Source organism: Brevundimonas variabilis, from assembly GCF_014199945.1.
Lineage (GTDB): Bacteria > Pseudomonadota > Alphaproteobacteria > Caulobacterales > Caulobacteraceae > Brevundimonas > Brevundimonas variabilis.
Genome location: NZ_JACHOR010000003.1, coordinates 25,298 through 41,527, shown reverse-complemented (window position 1 = coordinate 41,527; position 16,230 = coordinate 25,298). Strand labels below are relative to the sequence as shown.

Sequence of the window (16,230 nt, the reverse complement as noted above, 5' to 3'; positions counted from 1 at the left end):
TCCGCGAAGGGCGCGTCACGCTCCTGGTCTGTTGACCGGAGCGATTTCTGCGTCTGAAAACGCGCATCTGGAGAGTTTCGTGGCCCGTATCGCTGGCGTCAATATCCCGACCAACAAGCGCGTTGAAATCGCGCTTCAGTATATCCACGGCATCGGCCCGGCCGCCGCCAAGGAAATCGTGGGCAAGGTGGGCATCGAGTCCGCGCGCCGCGTCAACCAGCTGACGGACGCCGAAGTCCTGCAGATCCGGGAGACGATCGACAAGGACCACACCGTCGAAGGTGACCTCCGTCGCGAAACCTCGATGAACATCAAGCGTCTGATGGATCTGGCCTGCTATCGCGGCCTGCGTCACCGCAAGGGCCTGCCGGTCCGCGGCCAGCGCACCCATACGAACGCCCGCACCCGCAAGGGCCCCGCCAAGCCGATCGCCGGCAAGAAGAAGTAAGACATAGCCATGGCCAAGGAACCGGGTCGCGTAAAGAAGCGCGAGCGCAAGAACATCACCTCGGGCGTTGCCCACGTGAACTCGTCCTTCAACAACACGATGATCACGATCACGGATGCCCAGGGCAACGCGATCTCGTGGTCGTCTTCGGGACATATGGGTTTCAAGGGTTCGCGGAAGTCGACCCCTTATGCAGCCCAGATGGCCGCTGAGGACGCGGGCAAGAAGGCGCAGGAACACGGCGTGAAGACGCTGGAAGTCAACGTCTCGGGTCCGGGTTCCGGACGCGAGTCCGCACTGCGCGCGCTGCAGTCGGTTGGCCTGACGATCACCACGATCCGTGATGTCACGCCGATGCCGCACAACGGCTGCCGCCCTCCCAAGCGCCGCCGCGTCTAAGCCTTTCGCCGCCGACCCTTTTTAAACGCCGACCCAGACGCCCTGACGAGGGCTCCCCGAGAGGGTTTTTGAGGTCGGCGAACTCCGTAGTCGAGGGACACACATGATCGAACGTAACTGGCAAGAGCTGATCCGTCCCGAGAAGCCTCAGATCGAGCAGGGTTCGGACCCGCTGCGCAAGGCGCGGCTGGTGGCCGAGCCTCTCGAGCGCGGCTTTGGCGTGACCCTGGGCAATGCCCTGCGTCGCGTGCTGCTGTCGTCGCTACAAGGCGCCGCCGTCACTGCCATCCAGATTGACGGCGTGGTTCACGAGTTCTCGTCGCTGGAAGGCGTGCGGGAAGACGTCGTGGACATCGTCCTGAACATTAAGCAACTGGCGCTGCGCATGCACGCCGAGGGCCCCAAGCGCATGATGCTGCGCGCTACCGGCCCCGGCCCTGTTACCGCTGGTCAGATCGACCTGCCTGCCGACATCGAGGTTCTGAACCCAGACCACGTGATCTGCACGCTGGACGACGGGGCTTCGGTCCGGATGGAACTGACCGTCCAGAACGGCAAGGGCTATGTCGCAAGCGAGTTCAACCGTCCGGAAGATGCGCCGATCGGCCTGATCGCCGTCGACGCCCTTTATTCGCCGGTCAAGCGGGTTGCCTACCGGGTCGAGCCGACCCGCCAGGGCCAGTCGCTGAACTACGACAAGCTGGTGCTGGAAGTCGAAACCAATGGTGCCGTGTCGCCGGTGGACGCCGTGGCCTATGCGTCGCGCATCCTGCAGGACCAACTCCAGATCTTCATCACCTTCGACGAGCCGAAGAAGGCCGTTGAAGCTGCCGAAGGCAAGCCGGATCTGCCGTTCAACCCGGCCCTGCTGAAGAAGGTGGACGAGCTGGAACTGTCGGTCCGTTCGGCCAACTGCCTGAAGAACGACAACATCGTCTACATCGGCGACCTGATCCAGAAGACCGAGGGCGAGATGCTTCGCACCCCGAACTTCGGCCGCAAGTCGCTGAACGAGATCAAGGAAGTGCTGACCGGAATGGGTCTGTCGCTCGGCATGGACGTGCCGAACTGGCCCCCCGAAAACATCGAAGACCTGGCCAAGAAGTTCGACGACCAGATCTAGTTTCAACCCTCCGCCCTGAGCCAGTACGGTCACGGAGCGGTTAGAATGACAGGCCCAAGGTCCGGTAATGCCGGAAACCGGGGCGAGTAGGAGAGACCCCGATGCGCCACGGCGCCGCCCACCGCAAGCTCGGACGCACCAGCGCCCACCGGACCGCCATGTTCGCCAACATGGCCGCGTCGCTGATCAAGCACGAGCAGATCACGACGACCCTGCCCAAGGCCAAGGAGCTGCGCCCCTTCGTCGAGAAGCTGGTGACGCTCGGCAAGAAGGGCGACCTCCACGCCCGTCGCCAGGCCATCAGCCACGTCCGTGACGTGACCCAGGTCGGCAAGCTGTTCGACACGATCGGCCCGCGCTACGCCGAGCGTAACGGCGGCTACATCCGGATCATGAAGGCCGGCTATCGCCACGGCGACAACGCACCGATGGCTGTGATCGAGTTCGTCGACCGCGACGCCGACGCCAAGGGCCTTGACTCCGGCCCGGTCTACTCGGCCGAGGGCGACGACGAAGCCTAGGCTTCGGCACGTCTTCCAACGATTTGAAGGGCGGCCCGGGGATCGGGCCGCCCTTTTCGTTGTTGTTGGTTCAGGCGGGGCTTTCTGGTCGTGCAGCAAGAAGGCTGCTGATCGGTGCGGTGATCAGGGGCCGCGGTTTCGATGACTGTCATGCCCCGGCCCCTCAATGGCTTCATGGCTTCCCCAATCAATTCCCCGAAATGGGGAAAAAAGGGCGATCACCGACCGGCACAGCGTGGTGGGTTCAAACACCTCGAATGGTCTGGGTGGGATCGCGCTTGTGAGCGGGAAAGACCTGGGATCAAAGCGGTCTACCACCCTGGGTCAGGTCATGTTTCCATTCCCGCAGCCATCCACGAGGCAGGCGTCGCTCGCCCCCTCACGCCATGCGGGAAATCCGAAAACTCACCAACAGAGACCAAGACAATCTCCGGGTAGTAATCGCCTCGACCCATACGCGAAATCGTCATTTCCGCGGTCTGCTGGGCGCTAAGCTGTTCGTTGACCAGTGTTTTTCCTCGTGACACTCAAAGGTCGCATGGTCTGATTCCATGTGTGAAATCATACGGGTGTCGTTTGTTGCAGACGTGTCGCCTCGGTATTGGCGGAGCGGGTGGGTGGTCCAAGATCGCCGGGCTCTGCATGGCCTGTCTTACCCTGCTATGGTCCGGGATAGCTGCGGCCCAGTCGGCCTATGTCACCAATTTCGGTTCGAACACGGTTTCGGTGGTCGATACAACGACCAACGCCATCACCGCCACTGTTGCCGTAGGGGCTGGACCCAGAGGCGTGGCCGTGAGCCCGGACGGAACTCGTGCCTATGTGGCCAACAGCGATGCCGGGACCGTCTCGGTTATCAATACCGCGACCAGCACCGTCATCGGCACCATCACGGTCGGGAGCAATCCGCGGGGTGTGGCCGTAAGCCTGGACGGGAGCCGGGCCTATGTCGTCAATCTGGCAGCATCCAATGTCTCGGTCATCAACACGGCCACCGGCACCGTCGTGGCGACGGTCGCTGTGGGCGTAAACCCCGTCGGCATCGCTCTGAGCCCGTTCCGGAACCGGGCCTATGTGGCGAACTCGTTCTCGAACACGGTCTCGGTGATCGATACCACCAGCAACCTCGTGGTCGGCACGATCGCCGTAGGGACAAGGCCGTTCGGCGTAGCGGTGAATCCGGCTGGCACCTTCGCCTATGTCACGAACGTCAACTCCAGCAATGTGTCGGTGATCGACACCGGCACCAATGGCGTTGTCGCGACGGTCGCTGTGGGATCGGGCTCCCGCGGCGTGGCCGTGAGCCCGAACAGCAGCAGAGTGTATGTCTCGAACCAGGACACGGACGACGTCTCGGTCATTGATGCCACCAACAACACCGTCAGCGCCACGCTGACGGTCGGAAACGGACCCTATGGACTGGCCGTCACACAAGACGGTACCCGGGTCTTCGTTGCCAATCAGTTCGACAATACGGTGTCGGTAATCAGCACAGCCAGCAACACGGTAACAGGCTCATTTGCGGCAGGGACGGCACCCCACGGCTTTGGACAGTTCATCCGCCCCGCACCCGCTGCGCCCGCGCCGACCCCCGTTCCGACCCTGTCGACATGGGGGATCGTCCTGTTTGGCGTCGCACTGGCGGGTGGGGCACTGCTGATTGTCCAGCGCCAGCGGGTCGTGGCCCAGGCGTGATTCAGGGTCGCTACGCGGCTGCTTCGGCCTTTAGCAAGGTCACCATCCCTGCCTTGGCCTCGGCATAGGTCGTGCCCGGTGGGTGGTCACCGCTGACGATGGCGATCTTCAAGGCACCATAGGCGGCAGCCCGTTCCGGGAAGGCCCGGAGATAGTCGCGAAACGCCAGATGGCGGGGGATCTGGGGCGAACCATCCTGATAGACATGGAGATGGTGGGTACGGACACCTTCGGTCCGGGTCTTGCGGAAATAGCGCCGGCCTTCGATCCCGAAGGCGCCCATGGCTTCATAGCCCAGATCCGTCAGGCGACCGGAAGCGGGGTCGAGGGCATCAAGGCAATCGACGACCCCCAGAATGCCTATGATGGGCTTGGCGGGCAGGCCGCGCACGGCGGTGCTGCCCATGTGATGGAGCGTGACAGCGAGGGGCTGAAGCGCGGCTCTCAGTGCATCGGCCTCAACGATGAAGGCCTCGGCCCATCCGGGGTCGTAGGGCACAACGCGTTCCATCCTCAAACTCCCTTCCGACTCGATGATCTGTGGATCCGACTGTTTGCGCCAATCGCAAAATCGGGCAAACGGTGGTCTTCAGGCGCGGATGTACCGGCCGATATCCTGACAGTTTCCATCTCTGCCACACTGCCGGAAAGGCAACGATGACCAAACTCTTCCGCAACCCCGGGATCCGTTACCTGGCGACGTTTGCGATCGTAGGGCTGGCGCTCTTCAGCGTGCTGGCGACTCCCTGGGCCGAGCGGCTGTTCGTGCAGCCCTTCACCCAGGGACTGGTGGATGTAACGGCCTTCATGGTCAGGCCGTTCGATGCGCGGGTCGTGGCCGATGGCGACATCCTGAGGTTCAGCGATGGCCTAGGGGCGGTACAGGTTCTGGCGGGATGCAACGCGGTTGAGGTGTGCGCCCTTCTGGCAGCGGCCATCCTCGCCTTTCCGGCGCGGTTCAGAGACTGTCTGATCGGGGCCGTGCTGGGGATCGTCGCGCTGCAGACCGTGAACCTGTTCCGGATCATCACACTGCTATACCTTTCGCGGGGGTCACAGGAGGTGTTCGAGTTCTTTCACCACTATGTGTGGGACGCCATGATCGGGCTGGAAGGGCTGCTGGTCTTCTTCTTCTGGGCACGCTGGCAGGGACGCCAGGAGCGGGCCGCGAGGTCCGGCGAAACGTCGGCAGAGGTCGGGGTATGAGCCTTTTTAAGGGACTGGCCGCACGCACGCCCGAGGAGGCCGATCGCCGCAGGTTCGGGGTCTGGGTTGGGTTGGCGCTGATCGTAATTCTGCCCGCCTGGTGGTTCGGCGGAGCGGATATCCTGACCGCAGCGCTGAGGCCTGTTGCGGCGGTCATCCTGGGCCTGTTCGGGCTGCAGGGCGGCATCGTCGCCGGGGCGGAGGGAGCCTGGATCGTGTCGACCGGGCTGCCCTTGGCCGACGGATCGGGGACGCTGGACTATACGGTCGCCAAAGAGGTGCTGAGGCGGCTGATGCTGGGAGTGCCTCTGTTCGTCGCCTTCATGATCGCACCGCCCCGGGCCCAGCGGCCGGTGCAGGGGGTTCTTATCGGGGGCGCGGTGCTGGTCGTCCTGTTCCTGCTGTCGCTGACAGCGTTCCTCTGGGGCGAGATCGCGCCGATGTTGAACCCCGCCCTGGCTCCGGCCGGAGGACCGCCCACCCGATTGACGGGCGAGCCGCTGAACCCGCTGCTGGCCCAGATCGCAATTGTAGGGCGGTACGTGGGGATGTCCGTCGCGCCGTTGATTGTGTCGATCGTCCTTTGGGCCGTGCTGAATCCCCGGGGACGAGAGGCCCTGCTCGGCCAGATCGAGGCGGAGCAATAGGGGGCCCGCCAGGTGTGACCATGCTATGTATCCTTGTTCGCTGATAGCGGCCCGGATCTGGTCCATACTAGGCCGAATACGCCGCACTCACGCGCTGTCCGGAAACGCCCGCCATGTCTGACCTCTTCCGTATCGTGCCCTATCGCCCGGACCATGCGGCCGCCTGGCGGGCTTTGAACGAGGCGTGGTTGGCCGAGGGCGGATATGCGCTGGAGGCCAAGGACCAGGCGGTGCTGGGGGATCCGGAAGATGCGGTGCTGTCCAGAGGTGGCGCAATCTTTATCGCTGAGCGGGACGGCGAGGCCGTAGGCTGTTGCTCCGTGATGCGGATGGCCGATGGCGGTTATGAGGTCGGCAAGATGGCGGTCACGCCGTCGGCGGTGGGCTTGGGCATCGGTTGGGCGCTGCTGACCGCCTGCGAGGGCGTGGCGACGTCAGGCGGGGCCCCGCGACTGTATCTGGAAACCAATGCCGCCCAGACCCACGCCATTGCCCTGTATGGGCGGTTTGGCTTCGTGCGCATGCCGGCCCAGCCGACGCCCTATGCGCGGTGCAACGTCTGGATGGAAAAGCCGCTCTGAACGCCGACGGCTATTCCTTGGACAGGTCCTGACGCTGGAACCAAGCCAGGGCAAGCGCCAGGGGCACGAGGGTCCAGAGCGTGAGGCTGACCGCAGCCTTGAGCGCCAGACCGTCCGGAGCGGGCGGGGCGGCCGGCTCGGCCATGACGGCCGCCTTCAGCGTGTCGAAGGCCAGGCCTGGCAGGGTGAGTTGCGCGGCCCAGTCAGTCGGGGCCCATCCCAGCAGGGGCAGGCCAGGGCCGCCGATCAGCGACTGGGCAAAACCCAGCACGACGGGGACGAACAGGGTCGCCAGCAGGGACCGGGTGATCGCCGCTGTCAGCAGGGCGACCATCGCATACTGGATGATTCTGACCCATGAAAGACCGACCAGCAGAGCGATCTTGCCAGGCTCGCCCGCTTCGAAGCTGAAGCTGAGGGGGCGCTCGAAAACGATCGCCTGGGACACGCCGAAGAGAATGCCTGCAACCATGAAGAGTACCATCGCCACAACGGCCAGCAGGGCAAAGGTGATCAGCTTGCCCAGCACCAGATTGATGCGGCTGTTGCGGGCCGTGATCAGACGCCAGGTCTCCCAGCGATAGTCGCCGGCGTAGAGGGTTGCAGCCGCCACCAGCATGAAGACCAGAATGGCCCCGTTTGCGGCGGCTCCGGCACCGTTCATCAGATCGCCTGCCAGGTTCACGGGCTCCAGACCCATCGTTGCAGGCAGGTTCAGCTTGGTTGCCATCTCGGCCGTGCGGGCCTTGGTGACCAGATGATAGATCACGCCCCCGATCGCGAACAGCACCGGGATGAACAGCAGGCTCCAGAACACGGTCATGCGGTTCTTGCCGAAGCGGTAGGCCTCGGAACGGATGGCATCAGCGAGCATGGATGGTCTCCGGGGTCTGGATGCTGCCGGTCTCGGTCATGAAGACGCTCTCCAGATCGGCCCCGACCCAGCGCGCCTCGTCGATGTCGATGCCCTGACCGATCAGGGCCCGCAGCAGGGCAGGGGCCTCGGCCCGGGGAATGGCAGCGAGGATGGCATTGCCCTCGATCGTGCCCTTGTCGCCGAGCACGGACAGGGCCTGGGCCATGGGCGTCAGAGACAGGCGCAGCCGCTCGCCCGTGGCGGTCAGTTCGGTGACCGAGCCCTCGCGCACCAGCTTGCCGCGATTCATGATGGCGACACGGTCGCAGACGCGCTGGACCTCGAGCAGCTGGTGGCTGGCCAGGATGACGGTGATGCCGTCGGTGTCCGCCAGGCTGCGGATCAGGGCCCGCATCTCCTGGATCCCGGGGGGATCCATGCCGCTGGTCGGTTCATCGAGGATGATCAGCTCGGGCTCGGTGATCAGCGCGGCGGCGACGCCGAGCCGCTGGAGCATGCCGACGGAAAACCCGCGCACACGCCGGTTGGAGGCCTCGGTCAGGCCGACCCGGTCGAGCCAGCGGTCGATGCGCTGGCTGTCGGACTTGAGGCCGTGGGCGATCGACAGCCACTCCAGCACCTGGCGGGCGGTCATATAGGGGGGATAGCGCGGGGTCTCGATCATCGAGCCCATCCGCCGCCCGGCTGCGATGTCGCCGACCGCTCCGCCCATGACCGACGCCGAGCCCGAGGTCGGCTTGATCAGACCCAGCAGGATGCGGAACAGGGTCGACTTGCCCGCGCCGTTGGGCCCGAGCACGCCATAGACCCCGCCGCGCGGGATGCTGAGACTGAGCCCGTCAAGGGCACGCACGGTGCCATAGGTCTTGGTCAGGTCGCGGGTTTCGATCACGGCTGTCATGGGAGGAGCTTGGCCGCTGCCGACGGCCCCGACAAGCCGTCGTGAGCGTGTCGCGGATTAAGTTTAAGCAATGTGGAGTTGATTGCGCAGATTGCATGATCCGCTGCCTGACGGTTGCCGGTCGGTGGTTTTGCCGCCCACGGGGCCGGCCGCGATCTGGCCCTGCCACCCGAAGCAATGGACAGGCATTGCCTCCGGCCAGGGTATTGCGGTTGGCACGCGGACCGGCCTTGATGCCGTCGAAAAGACAAGGCGAAATGGGCCTGAGATGATCCAGCTTTTCCGGGATGTGATGAAGACTTCCAGCCTCGCGCTCGCCGCCGCCCTGATGCTCGCGGCCTGTGGCAATGCCAATGAGACCAGGGCCCAGGACGGGGTGTTTGCCGAACCCAACAGCCGGACGGTGCCGACCGACGCCATGACCATGAAGTCCAGCTTTGCGCCGGTCGTGCGCGAGGCGGCGCCGGCGGTGGTCAACATCTCGGCCCAGAGCCTGCAAAGAAGCCGCGACCCGTTCTTCCAGATGTTCGGCGGCGGTCAGCCGCGCGTCGCCCAGTCGGCGGGTTCGGGCGTGATCGTGCGCTCGGACGGGGTGGTCGTGACCAACAACCACGTCATCGCGGGAGCCCAGCAGATCACCGTTGTGCTGAATGACCGACGCGAGTTCGCTGCGCGCGTGCTGCTGGCCGACGAGCGGTCGGACATCGCCGTGCTGCAGCTTGAGGGCGTCAGCGAGCAGCTTCCGGTCCTGGCCATTGATGCAGCCGAGCAGCAGGAGGTCGGCGACCTGGTTCTGGCGATCGGCAATCCGTTCGGGGTGGGCCAGACGGTGACCAATGGCATCATCTCGGCCCTCAACCGGACCGAGACCGGGATTTCGGATAGCGGCTCGTTCATCCAGACCGACGCGGCGATCAACCCGGGCAATTCGGGCGGCCCGCTGGTGGACATGGACGGGGACCTGATCGGCATCAATACGGCCATCTTCTCGCGCTCGGGTTCATCGTCGGGCGTGGGATTTGCTGTGCCCGCCAGCATGGTGCAGCGGGTGGTGGACTCGGCCCTGGGCGGGGCGACTTCGGTTGTCCGGCCCTGGCTGGGGGTCAAGGGTGACAGCGTCAGTGCCGATATCGCCAGGTCGCTGGGGCTGCCCCGGCCGCAGGGGATGATTATCACCGACGTCTATCCGAACGGACCGGGGGCCCGGGCCGGTCTGGAGGAAGGCGATGTCATCACCACGATCGACGGAGCCGAGATCAACGACCAGAGCGGGCTGAATTTCCGGGTCGGAACGCGCGATCCGAACGACAGTGTCGCCGTCGGCGTGCTGCGCGACGGCCAGACCCGGACCATCAATGCGCGGGTCCAGACCCTGCCGGGTAATCGCGATGCCAAGGAAGGCCAGGTGTTGCGCGAAGGACCCCTGGCCGGGTTGCAGGTGCTGGCACTGAATCCCGCGCTCGCCGACAGTCTGGGTGGTGATCCCTTCACAAGCGGTGCGATCGTCACGGGTGTCGATCCGCGCAGCTATGCCGGGCGATTGGGGCTGCGACCCCGCGACATCATCGTGTCGGTGGATGGTCGGTCCGTGACTTCGGCGAGCGCCCTTGCCAACGCCGAGCGGGGCAATGCCCTTAGCATCGTGCGGGGCGGGCGTCGTCTGGACGGGCGCTTACCCTAGGCCTTGATCGGGGATCCGATCGACCAGCTGTGGCCGAACGGGTCCTTGAGCTGGCCATAGCGGTCGCCCCAGAATTGGTCGGCAATGGGCAGGGTCGGTATCGCTCCGCCCAGCATCGCCCGTTCCCACCAGGCGTCGGCATCGTCGACCTGGAGATGGAAGGCGCATCCCGCTGGAACGACGTCGGCGGGGTGGCCGTATTCCGGAAACTCGTCATGCAGCATGACGCTGGCACCGTTGATGACGAGATGGGCATGCATCAGCCGTTCGCCGTCTTCGGCGTATTTCCTGTCCAGAATCTGGGCCCCGAAGGCGACGGAATAGAACTCCAGCGCCGCCTCGCCGCCGCGCGAAGGAATGGTCAGGTGGGGCGTTACGCCCGCGGTCGGGCCTTGCTGCGCGGGGTCGGTCATGGCTGGGGCTCCTGTCTGATCGCAGTATGATCCTTCTCCCCTTGTGGGAGAAGGTGCCCCGGAGGGGCGGATGAGGGGTCAGGCGGGCCGACGTAGTCCGGGGCGATGGATTGTTTCAGGGGTGCGACCCCTCATCCGTCACGCTACGCGTGCCACCCCTCGGCTGATCGCATGCGATCAGCCTCGACCCGCAAGGGGAGAAGGAAGCGGTGTCGGCACCTTCACCCGCGAGCCTGCAGGGGCCATGTTGTCGCGATGAGTGATCTGTTCGAAGCTTCCGGTATCCATCCTCCCGACGCGCCGCTCGCCGACCGGCTGCGGCCCGCGACGCTGGGAGAGGTCGTGGGCCAGGATCATCTGCTGGGCGACGGCGGGCCGATCCGGCGGATGGTCGAGGCCGGGCGGCTGGGGTCGATGATCCTGTGGGGACCTCCCGGAACGGGCAAGACGACGATCGCCCGACTGCTGGCCCAGGCGGCCGGTTATCAGTTCCAGCAGATCAGCGCCGTCTTCTCGGGCGTCGCGGACCTGAAGAAGGCCTTCGAAGCCGCCCGGATGCGTCGGGCCGCCGGGCAGTCGACGCTGTTGTTCGTTGACGAGATCCACCGTTTCAACCGGGCGCAGCAGGACGGCTTCCTGCCGTTCGTGGAGGAGGGGGTGATCACCCTGGTCGGGGCGACGACCGAGAACCCGTCCTTCGAGCTGAACGGGGCCCTGCTGTCGCGATCGCAGGTGTTCGTGCTCAAGCGGCTGGACGATGCGGCGCTCGATCAACTGTTGATCAGGGCCGAGGCGCACGAGGGCCGGACCCTGCCGCTGACGCCCGAGGCACGGCAGGCGCTGACGGCCCTGGCCGATGGCGACGGGCGGTATCTGCTGACCATGTCAGAAGTGCTGTTCGATCTTGCAGGCACGGCAGCCGGCGACATTCCGCTGAATGTTCAGGGGCTGGCCGGGATCCTGCAGAAGCGCGCTCCGGCTTACGACAAGTCCAGAGAAGAACACTATAACCTCATATCAGCATTGCATAAATCGGTTCGAGGTTCGGATCCAGACGCGGCGCTGTACTGGCTGGCCCGGATGCTGAACGGCGGCGAGGACCCGCTTTATCTGGCGCGCCGGATCGTGCGGATGGCCGTCGAGGATATCGGCGAGGCTGACCCGCTGTCGCTGCTGGTCGCCAATGCCGCCAAGGACACCTACGACTTCCTGGGCAGTCCCGAGGGTGAACTGGCGCTTGCCCAGGCGGTGGTGCATCTGGCGACCGCGCCCAAGTCGGTGGGGGTCTACGAGGCCTTCAAGGCTGCGCAGAAGGCTGCGCGTGAGACCGGTTCCCTGATGCCGCCCGCTCACATCCGCAATGCCCCGACCAAGCTGATGAAGTCGCTCGGGTACGGAAAGGGTTATCAGTACGATCCCGATACGCCCGAAGGATTTTCAGGGGCGAATTTCTTCCCCGACGAGATGGAGCGGCGCGTCTTCTACCGGCCCAAGGGCGAGGGGCATGAAGAGAAGGTCAAGGCCCGGCTGGAGCGCTGGGCGGCCATGCGGGCGGCGGCGGGCGAAGACGGGGAATGAACCTCAATCAGGTCACCCTCGACGTCACCGATGTCGAACGCGCCAGGGCCTTCTATCAGAGGCTTGGCCTGACCCTTATTGTCTCCTCTGATCACTATGCTCGATTTCTGTGTCCCGGCGGGGCGACCCTGTCGGTGCATCGGGTCGAGACGGTCGTACTGGGACAGTCGGGGGTCTATTTCGAATGCGAGGACCTGGATGACCGGGTCGAGGCGCTGATCCACGCCGGAGTGGTCTTCGATCACGGACCGGTGGACCAGACCTGGTTGTGGCGGGAAGCCTGGCTGAGGGATCCGGACGGCAACTGCCTTTGTCTGTATCTTGCCGGCGAAAACCGGGTGAATCCGCCCTGGCGGGTGGCCTGACTAGATGTCCAGCTTCAGGTTCATGGCTTCGGCCAGGGCTTTCGCACGGCGACGGGTCTGCTCGCCCAGCAGAACGTCGGCATAGCCTTCGGACGCCGTCAGACAGAGCGTGCCATTCCGGACGGTGGCAGACGCATTGGCCAGAAGCTGCGGCGAGCGGCCGGACAGGTCGCAGCCGAGGCGCATTGCGAGGCCGAGCGCTCGCGCACGAAGACGCATCTCCTCATCGAGCAAGCGGTCGGTGAGTGCTGGATCGGGGGTCGCGGCATTGCCGCCATAACGGGCGTTCAGGGTGCAGGCGAGAAAGGCCCTTTCGGCGTGGGTCTGGCCCGGAATCGGTGCGCGCAGCACCTGATCGAAAACCAGCTCAAGACGGTGGTCCGGGTGCAGGCGCGCACCGAGGTCCGCCAGACGGCATGCGGCGGCCGCCAGGATCGGGTCACGCGCCTTGCCGAAGGCCGGGGGCAGGGCGGCGATGATGTCGGCCAGCCAGGCGTGGAGTGCGGCGGGAAGGCTTGGCGAGATTCCCTGACGCGCACCGAGCGCGGCACAGCCGGCGACCAGCGGGTCCTGCGCCGGTTCATCGGCGTCCAAAGTCTCGTACAGGAGACCCTCGCGCAGACCCCAGGCGGAGAAATGGATGGTCTTGAGTCCAAGGGCGTCGATCAGCCCCTCCAACACCAGGGCGGCATAGGGCAGGGTCTCGGCGCGCTTCCTCGACACGCCCGGCAGGCGATCGAGCGAGGCACGGGACTGCTGGGCGACCAGACGGGCCACGCTGCGGGCGTCGTCGGCGGACATGGCGTACTGGTGCACGATCTTCAGCGGATAGTTCTGCATCGCCATGTGCAGCTGGGCCAGCGACCGCCAGCCTCCGCCAACCGCGTGGAGTTCATCCGCCGAAAACGGGCCCTTGGCAGGCTTGAGCCGTTCGGTAATCGTGGCGCGCAGGCGTTCGGCGTCGAATCCCCGGGCGTCGGCGAGGCTGAACGGGCCCAGCGGCAGGGTGATGCCGGGCTTCAGGCTCTTTTCCCCAACGCGGACGAGCTCGAGGCTGGAGCCGCCCATGTCCGCCGCCAGACCACAGGCGCGGGGGTCTCCGGCCATGACGCCGAGGGCCGCATATCGGGCCTCTTCCTCGCCCGACAGGACCCGGATGTGGAGGCCGGTCTCGGCAGCAACACGCTCGCAAAACTCGGGGCCGTCGGCTGCCTCGCGGACAGCGGCCGTGGCGGCTACGAAGGTGTAGGCAGGCCGGACGCTTTCCAGAACGGCCGCGAACCGCCGCAGGGCCGTCAGGGCGAGGGTGACGCCGCCTTCGGAAAGACGTCCGGTCGCAGGCAAATCGCGACCGAGGCCGGCAAGGACCTTTTCGTTGAAGACGGTCCAGATGGCGCGGCCTTCCAGCCGGTACAGAACCATCCGCACCGAGTTGGACCCGATGTCGATGACCGCCGCCTCGCGGGGCGGAGCGTGAGGGTCGATCACCGTTTCGGCCGGTCGTAACGCAGCCGGCCGGGCAGGGTCTTCACCTTGCGACCCCGGCCAGACAGACTGGGGTTGGTCATGAAATACTGGTGGGCGGAGAAGGGACGTTCAGGATCAACGGGCACAAGGCGGTGGTAAGCTCCTTCGGAATCCAGAATCCAACTTTGCGCATCGTCCTTGAGGTTGGCGACCATGATCTGTCGCAGGACCTGATCGTGAACGGTGGCATTCTTGACCGGCGTCATGACCTCCACCCGGCGATCGAGGTTGCGGGTCATCCAGTCGGCAGAAGAAATAAAGACCTTGGCACGGTCGTGCGGCAGGTCGCGGCCATTGGCGAAGCAGATGATGCGGCTGTGCTCGAGGAAGCGGCCGACGATGGACTTGACCCGGATGTTTTCCGAAAGGCCCGGTACACCCGGGCGCAGGCAGCAGATACCGCGGACAACCAGTTCAATCCGCACACCCCACTGACTGGCGCGGTACAGGGCGTCGATGATCTGGGGATCGACCAGCGAGTTCAGCTTGACCCAGATGGCGGCCGGTCGACCCTTGGCCGCAGCGGCCATTTCCTTGCCGATCAGCTCGATCAACGTTGATTTCATGTTGAGCGGCGACACGACCAGCGCCTCGAGCTCATCGGGTTGGGCATAGCCGGTGATGTAATTGAACACCCGCGCCGCATCGCGGCCCAGCACGGGATCAGAGGAAAACAGGCTGAGGTCGGTGTAAACCTTGGCCGTGATCGGATGGTAGTTGCCGGTGCCGAAGTGGCAGTAGGTCTTCAGCCCGTCACCCTCTCGCCGGACGACGACGCTGAGCTTGGCGTGGGTCTTGTATTCGACGAAGCCGAAGACGACGTGGACGCCGGCCCGTTCCATGGCGCGGGCCCATCGCAGATTGGCCTCCTCATCGAACCGGGCTTTCAACTCGACAAGGGCGACGACGTTCTTGCCATTCTCGGCTGCCTCGATCAGCGCCGCGACGATCGGACTGTCCTTGGACGTGCGATAGAGCGTCTGCTTGATGGCGATGACGTTCGGGTCGCGCGCGGCCTGTCTCAGAAACTGCACCACGACGTCGAAGCTCTCGAACGGGTGGTGGATCAGGATGTCTTTTTCCCGGATCGCCGCGAAGACGTCGCCGCCCTGGTCGCGGACGCGTTCGGGGTAGCGTGGCTCGTAGCCGGGGAATTTGAGTTCCGGGTGACCGGAGGGAATCAGCTCCGACAGCTGGGCAAGGCCGAGCATGCCCGGCACCATGACGACGTCCTGAGGTGCCGCGTTCAGCTCTCCGATTATGAACTCACGCAGGTCGTCGGGCATGGAAGCCTCGATCTTGACGCGGACCACGTCTCCGAGACGGCGCTGTTTCAGCGCCTCCTCGAACTCCATGACCAGATCCTCGGCCTCTTCCTCGATCTCGATGTCGGAGTCGCGGATCAGACGCAGCACGCCCTTTTCCAGGATCTCGCAGCCCGGAAACAGGTGGTCGATGAACAGGAGCAGCACGTTTTCAAGCGTGACGAATCGGCGGCGGCCCTTCACCGACCGACCGTCGCCCGGGAGCTCCCAGAACCGGCGAACCTGAGTGGGGACGGGAACCAGGGCATAGAGGGTCTTGTTGTCCCGCGTCCGCTTCAGCTTCAGCGCGAGCGAGAAGCCCAGATTTGGAAGAAAGGGAAACGGGTGGGCCGGGTCGATGGCCAGAGGCGTCAGGACGGCGAACAACTGGTTCAGGAACTCGGGCTCAAGCCGCTCCTTGTCCGTCTTGGTGATCTTGGCCGAGTGAACCACTTCGATCCCGGCCCCGACCAGTTCGCGGCGAAGCTGGCGCCAGCGATCCTGCTGTTCGGCCATAAGCTCGCCCGCAGCGACATTCACCTTCTCGAGGGTTTCGGCCGGCGTCAGGCCATCGGCAGACAGGACGCGGACCCGCTCGCGCACCTGACCCTTCAAGCCAGCCACGCGGGTCATGAAAAACTCATCCAGGTTGTTGGCCGAGATGGAGAGGAATCGCAGACGTTCCAGCAGGGGATGGGCCGGATTTGCTGCCTCTTCCAGCACCCGGGAATTGAATTTCAGCCAGGAAATCTCGCGGTTGAAGAACCGCTGGGGCGAGGCGAGCAGCGCCTCGTCCAGAGCCAGCTGGGGTGCGCGCGAGGTGGGTACGTCCTCGCCCGTCGTGGTGTCGGTGATGGCCGCGTCGCTCATGAATGGGTTCTGAGGGCGAATTGTAACGGCTGCAACCCTTCGCGGCGATGGCGCGCGAACCTGCGCGCGTGGACGGACGACCTGAAGTATGGCT

The 16,230-nt window shown here is 65.0% G+C and carries 17 protein-coding genes; 11 read left to right on the top strand and 6 right to left on the bottom strand.

Going from position 1 to position 16,230, the window contains the following annotated elements:
* Nucleotides 1–79 precede the first annotated feature (79 nt).
* The 5 genes from rpsM to GGR13_RS08865 all read left to right on the top strand — a co-directional run bounded on the left by rpsM (nucleotide 80) and on the right by GGR13_RS08865 (nucleotide 4,186).
* Nucleotides 80–448 carry a 30S ribosomal protein S13 gene (rpsM, locus tag GGR13_RS08885; protein ID WP_183213187.1) on the top strand — a complete coding sequence of 123 codons (369 nt, stop codon included), beginning with the start codon at nucleotides 80–82 and terminating at the stop codon, nucleotides 446–448.
* Nucleotides 449–457: 9 nt separating this feature from the next.
* Nucleotides 458–847, top strand: a complete 390-nt coding sequence (gene rpsK, locus GGR13_RS08880; protein ID WP_183213186.1) for a 30S ribosomal protein S11 — start codon at nucleotides 458–460, stop codon at nucleotides 845–847.
* A gap of 103 nt (nucleotides 848–950) precedes the next feature.
* Nucleotides 951–1,970: a DNA-directed RNA polymerase subunit alpha gene (locus GGR13_RS08875; RefSeq protein ID WP_183213185.1), complete on the top strand. Its 1,020-nt coding sequence runs from the start codon at nucleotides 951–953 to the stop codon at nucleotides 1,968–1,970.
* A gap of 101 nt (nucleotides 1,971–2,071) precedes the next feature.
* Nucleotides 2,072–2,491, top strand: coding sequence for a 50S ribosomal protein L17 (rplQ, locus tag GGR13_RS08870; RefSeq protein ID WP_183213184.1), 420 nt, complete (start codon nucleotides 2,072–2,074; stop codon nucleotides 2,489–2,491).
* Between the two features lie 642 nt (nucleotides 2,492–3,133).
* Nucleotides 3,134–4,186 carry a YVTN family beta-propeller repeat protein gene (locus GGR13_RS08865; RefSeq protein WP_183213183.1) on the top strand — a complete coding sequence of 351 codons (1,053 nt, stop codon included), beginning with the start codon at nucleotides 3,134–3,136 and terminating at the stop codon, nucleotides 4,184–4,186.
* A gap of 10 nt (nucleotides 4,187–4,196) precedes the next feature.
* Here the strand turns inward: GGR13_RS08865 and GGR13_RS08860 are convergent, their stop codons facing one another.
* Nucleotides 4,197–4,697, bottom strand: coding sequence for a GrpB family protein (locus GGR13_RS08860; RefSeq protein ID WP_183213182.1), 501 nt, complete (start codon nucleotides 4,695–4,697; stop codon nucleotides 4,197–4,199).
* Between the two features lie 146 nt (nucleotides 4,698–4,843).
* Between GGR13_RS08860 and xrtH the strand changes: the two genes are divergently transcribed.
* From xrtH to GGR13_RS08845, 3 genes are all read left to right on the top strand, one after another.
* On the top strand, nucleotides 4,844–5,392 hold the full coding sequence (xrtH, locus tag GGR13_RS08855) for an exosortase H (protein WP_183213181.1): 549 nt from the start codon (nucleotides 4,844–4,846) through the stop codon (nucleotides 5,390–5,392).
* Entirely contained in the window at nucleotides 5,389–6,039 is a 651-nt protein-coding gene (locus GGR13_RS08850; protein ID WP_183213180.1) for an exosortase H-associated membrane protein, read from the top strand. The genes xrtH and GGR13_RS08850 overlap by 4 nt, the downstream gene beginning before the upstream one ends.
* Nucleotides 6,040–6,152: 113 nt before the next feature.
* Nucleotides 6,153–6,620 (top strand): GNAT family N-acetyltransferase, encoded by a 468-nt coding sequence (locus GGR13_RS08845; RefSeq protein ID WP_183213179.1) that lies wholly within the window; start codon nucleotides 6,153–6,155, stop codon nucleotides 6,618–6,620.
* 10 nt (nucleotides 6,621–6,630) lie between these two features.
* Here the strand turns inward: GGR13_RS08845 and GGR13_RS08840 are convergent, their stop codons facing one another.
* Together GGR13_RS08840 and GGR13_RS08835 are read right to left on the bottom strand one after the other, a co-directional pair.
* Nucleotides 6,631–7,494 (bottom strand): ABC transporter permease subunit, encoded by an 864-nt coding sequence (locus GGR13_RS08840; protein WP_183213178.1) that lies wholly within the window; start codon nucleotides 7,492–7,494, stop codon nucleotides 6,631–6,633.
* Nucleotides 7,484–8,398 (bottom strand): ABC transporter ATP-binding protein, encoded by a 915-nt coding sequence (locus tag GGR13_RS08835; protein ID WP_183213177.1) that lies wholly within the window; start codon nucleotides 8,396–8,398, stop codon nucleotides 7,484–7,486. Before GGR13_RS08835 ends, GGR13_RS08840 begins: the two co-directional genes overlap by 11 nt.
* Nucleotides 8,399–8,690: 292 nt before the next feature.
* Here GGR13_RS08835 and GGR13_RS08830 point away from each other — a divergent pair, with 292 nt between their 5' ends.
* Nucleotides 8,691–10,079, top strand: a complete 1,389-nt coding sequence (locus GGR13_RS08830) for a Do family serine endopeptidase (RefSeq protein WP_183213624.1) — start codon at nucleotides 8,691–8,693, stop codon at nucleotides 10,077–10,079.
* Here the strand turns inward: GGR13_RS08830 and GGR13_RS08825 are convergent.
* Nucleotides 10,076–10,492: a VOC family protein gene (locus GGR13_RS08825; RefSeq protein ID WP_183213176.1), complete on the bottom strand. Its 417-nt coding sequence runs from the start codon at nucleotides 10,490–10,492 to the stop codon at nucleotides 10,076–10,078. The genes GGR13_RS08830 and GGR13_RS08825 overlap by 4 nt on opposite strands.
* A gap of 255 nt (nucleotides 10,493–10,747) precedes the next feature.
* Here GGR13_RS08825 and GGR13_RS08820 point away from each other — a divergent pair, with 255 nt between their 5' ends.
* Complete coding sequence (locus GGR13_RS08820) at nucleotides 10,748–12,070, top strand: replication-associated recombination protein A (RefSeq protein ID WP_183213175.1); 1,323 nt, start codon at nucleotides 10,748–10,750, stop codon at nucleotides 12,068–12,070.
* On the top strand, nucleotides 12,067–12,435 hold the full coding sequence (locus tag GGR13_RS08815; protein ID WP_183213174.1) for a VOC family protein: 369 nt from the start codon (nucleotides 12,067–12,069) through the stop codon (nucleotides 12,433–12,435). Before GGR13_RS08820 ends, GGR13_RS08815 begins: the two co-directional genes overlap by 4 nt.
* Here GGR13_RS08815 and GGR13_RS08810 read toward each other — a convergent pair whose 3' ends face one another.
* Together GGR13_RS08810 and GGR13_RS08805 are read right to left on the bottom strand one after the other, a co-directional pair.
* On the bottom strand, nucleotides 12,436–13,857 hold the full coding sequence (locus GGR13_RS08810; RefSeq protein WP_183213623.1) for a Ppx/GppA phosphatase family protein: 1,422 nt from the start codon (nucleotides 13,855–13,857) through the stop codon (nucleotides 12,436–12,438).
* 62 nt (nucleotides 13,858–13,919) lie between these two features.
* Nucleotides 13,920–16,136: an RNA degradosome polyphosphate kinase gene (locus GGR13_RS08805; protein ID WP_183213173.1), complete on the bottom strand. Its 2,217-nt coding sequence runs from the start codon at nucleotides 16,134–16,136 to the stop codon at nucleotides 13,920–13,922.
* Nucleotides 16,137–16,230 lie beyond the last annotated feature (94 nt).

Coding starts and splice junctions, on each gene's coding strand:
- GGR13_RS08805 (WP_183213173.1), bottom strand. CDS start 16,136: ATGAGCGACGCGGCCATCACCGACACCACGACGGGCGAGGACGTACCC.
- rpsK (WP_183213186.1), top strand. CDS start 458: ATGGCCAAGGAACCGGGTCGCGTAAAGAAGCGCGAGCGCAAGAACATC.
- GGR13_RS08875 (WP_183213185.1), top strand. CDS start 951: ATGATCGAACGTAACTGGCAAGAGCTGATCCGTCCCGAGAAGCCTCAG.
- GGR13_RS08845 (WP_183213179.1), top strand. CDS start 6,153: ATGTCTGACCTCTTCCGTATCGTGCCCTATCGCCCGGACCATGCGGCC.
- GGR13_RS08825 (WP_183213176.1), bottom strand. CDS start 10,492: ATGACCGACCCCGCGCAGCAAGGCCCGACCGCGGGCGTAACGCCCCAC.
- GGR13_RS08830 (WP_183213624.1), top strand. CDS start 8,691: ATGAAGACTTCCAGCCTCGCGCTCGCCGCCGCCCTGATGCTCGCGGCC.
- rplQ (WP_183213184.1), top strand. CDS start 2,072: ATGCGCCACGGCGCCGCCCACCGCAAGCTCGGACGCACCAGCGCCCAC.
- GGR13_RS08840 (WP_183213178.1), bottom strand. CDS start 7,494: ATGCTCGCTGATGCCATCCGTTCCGAGGCCTACCGCTTCGGCAAGAAC.
- GGR13_RS08835 (WP_183213177.1), bottom strand. CDS start 8,398: ATGACAGCCGTGATCGAAACCCGCGACCTGACCAAGACCTATGGCACC.
- GGR13_RS08850 (WP_183213180.1), top strand. CDS start 5,389: ATGAGCCTTTTTAAGGGACTGGCCGCACGCACGCCCGAGGAGGCCGAT.
- GGR13_RS08860 (WP_183213182.1), bottom strand. CDS start 4,697: ATGGAACGCGTTGTGCCCTACGACCCCGGATGGGCCGAGGCCTTCATC.
- GGR13_RS08815 (WP_183213174.1), top strand. CDS start 12,067: ATGAACCTCAATCAGGTCACCCTCGACGTCACCGATGTCGAACGCGCC.
- xrtH (WP_183213181.1), top strand. CDS start 4,844: ATGACCAAACTCTTCCGCAACCCCGGGATCCGTTACCTGGCGACGTTT.
- GGR13_RS08865 (WP_183213183.1), top strand. CDS start 3,134: ATGGCCTGTCTTACCCTGCTATGGTCCGGGATAGCTGCGGCCCAGTCG.
- GGR13_RS08810 (WP_183213623.1), bottom strand. CDS start 13,857: ATGGTTCTGTACCGGCTGGAAGGCCGCGCCATCTGGACCGTCTTCAAC.
- GGR13_RS08820 (WP_183213175.1), top strand. CDS start 10,748: ATGAGTGATCTGTTCGAAGCTTCCGGTATCCATCCTCCCGACGCGCCG.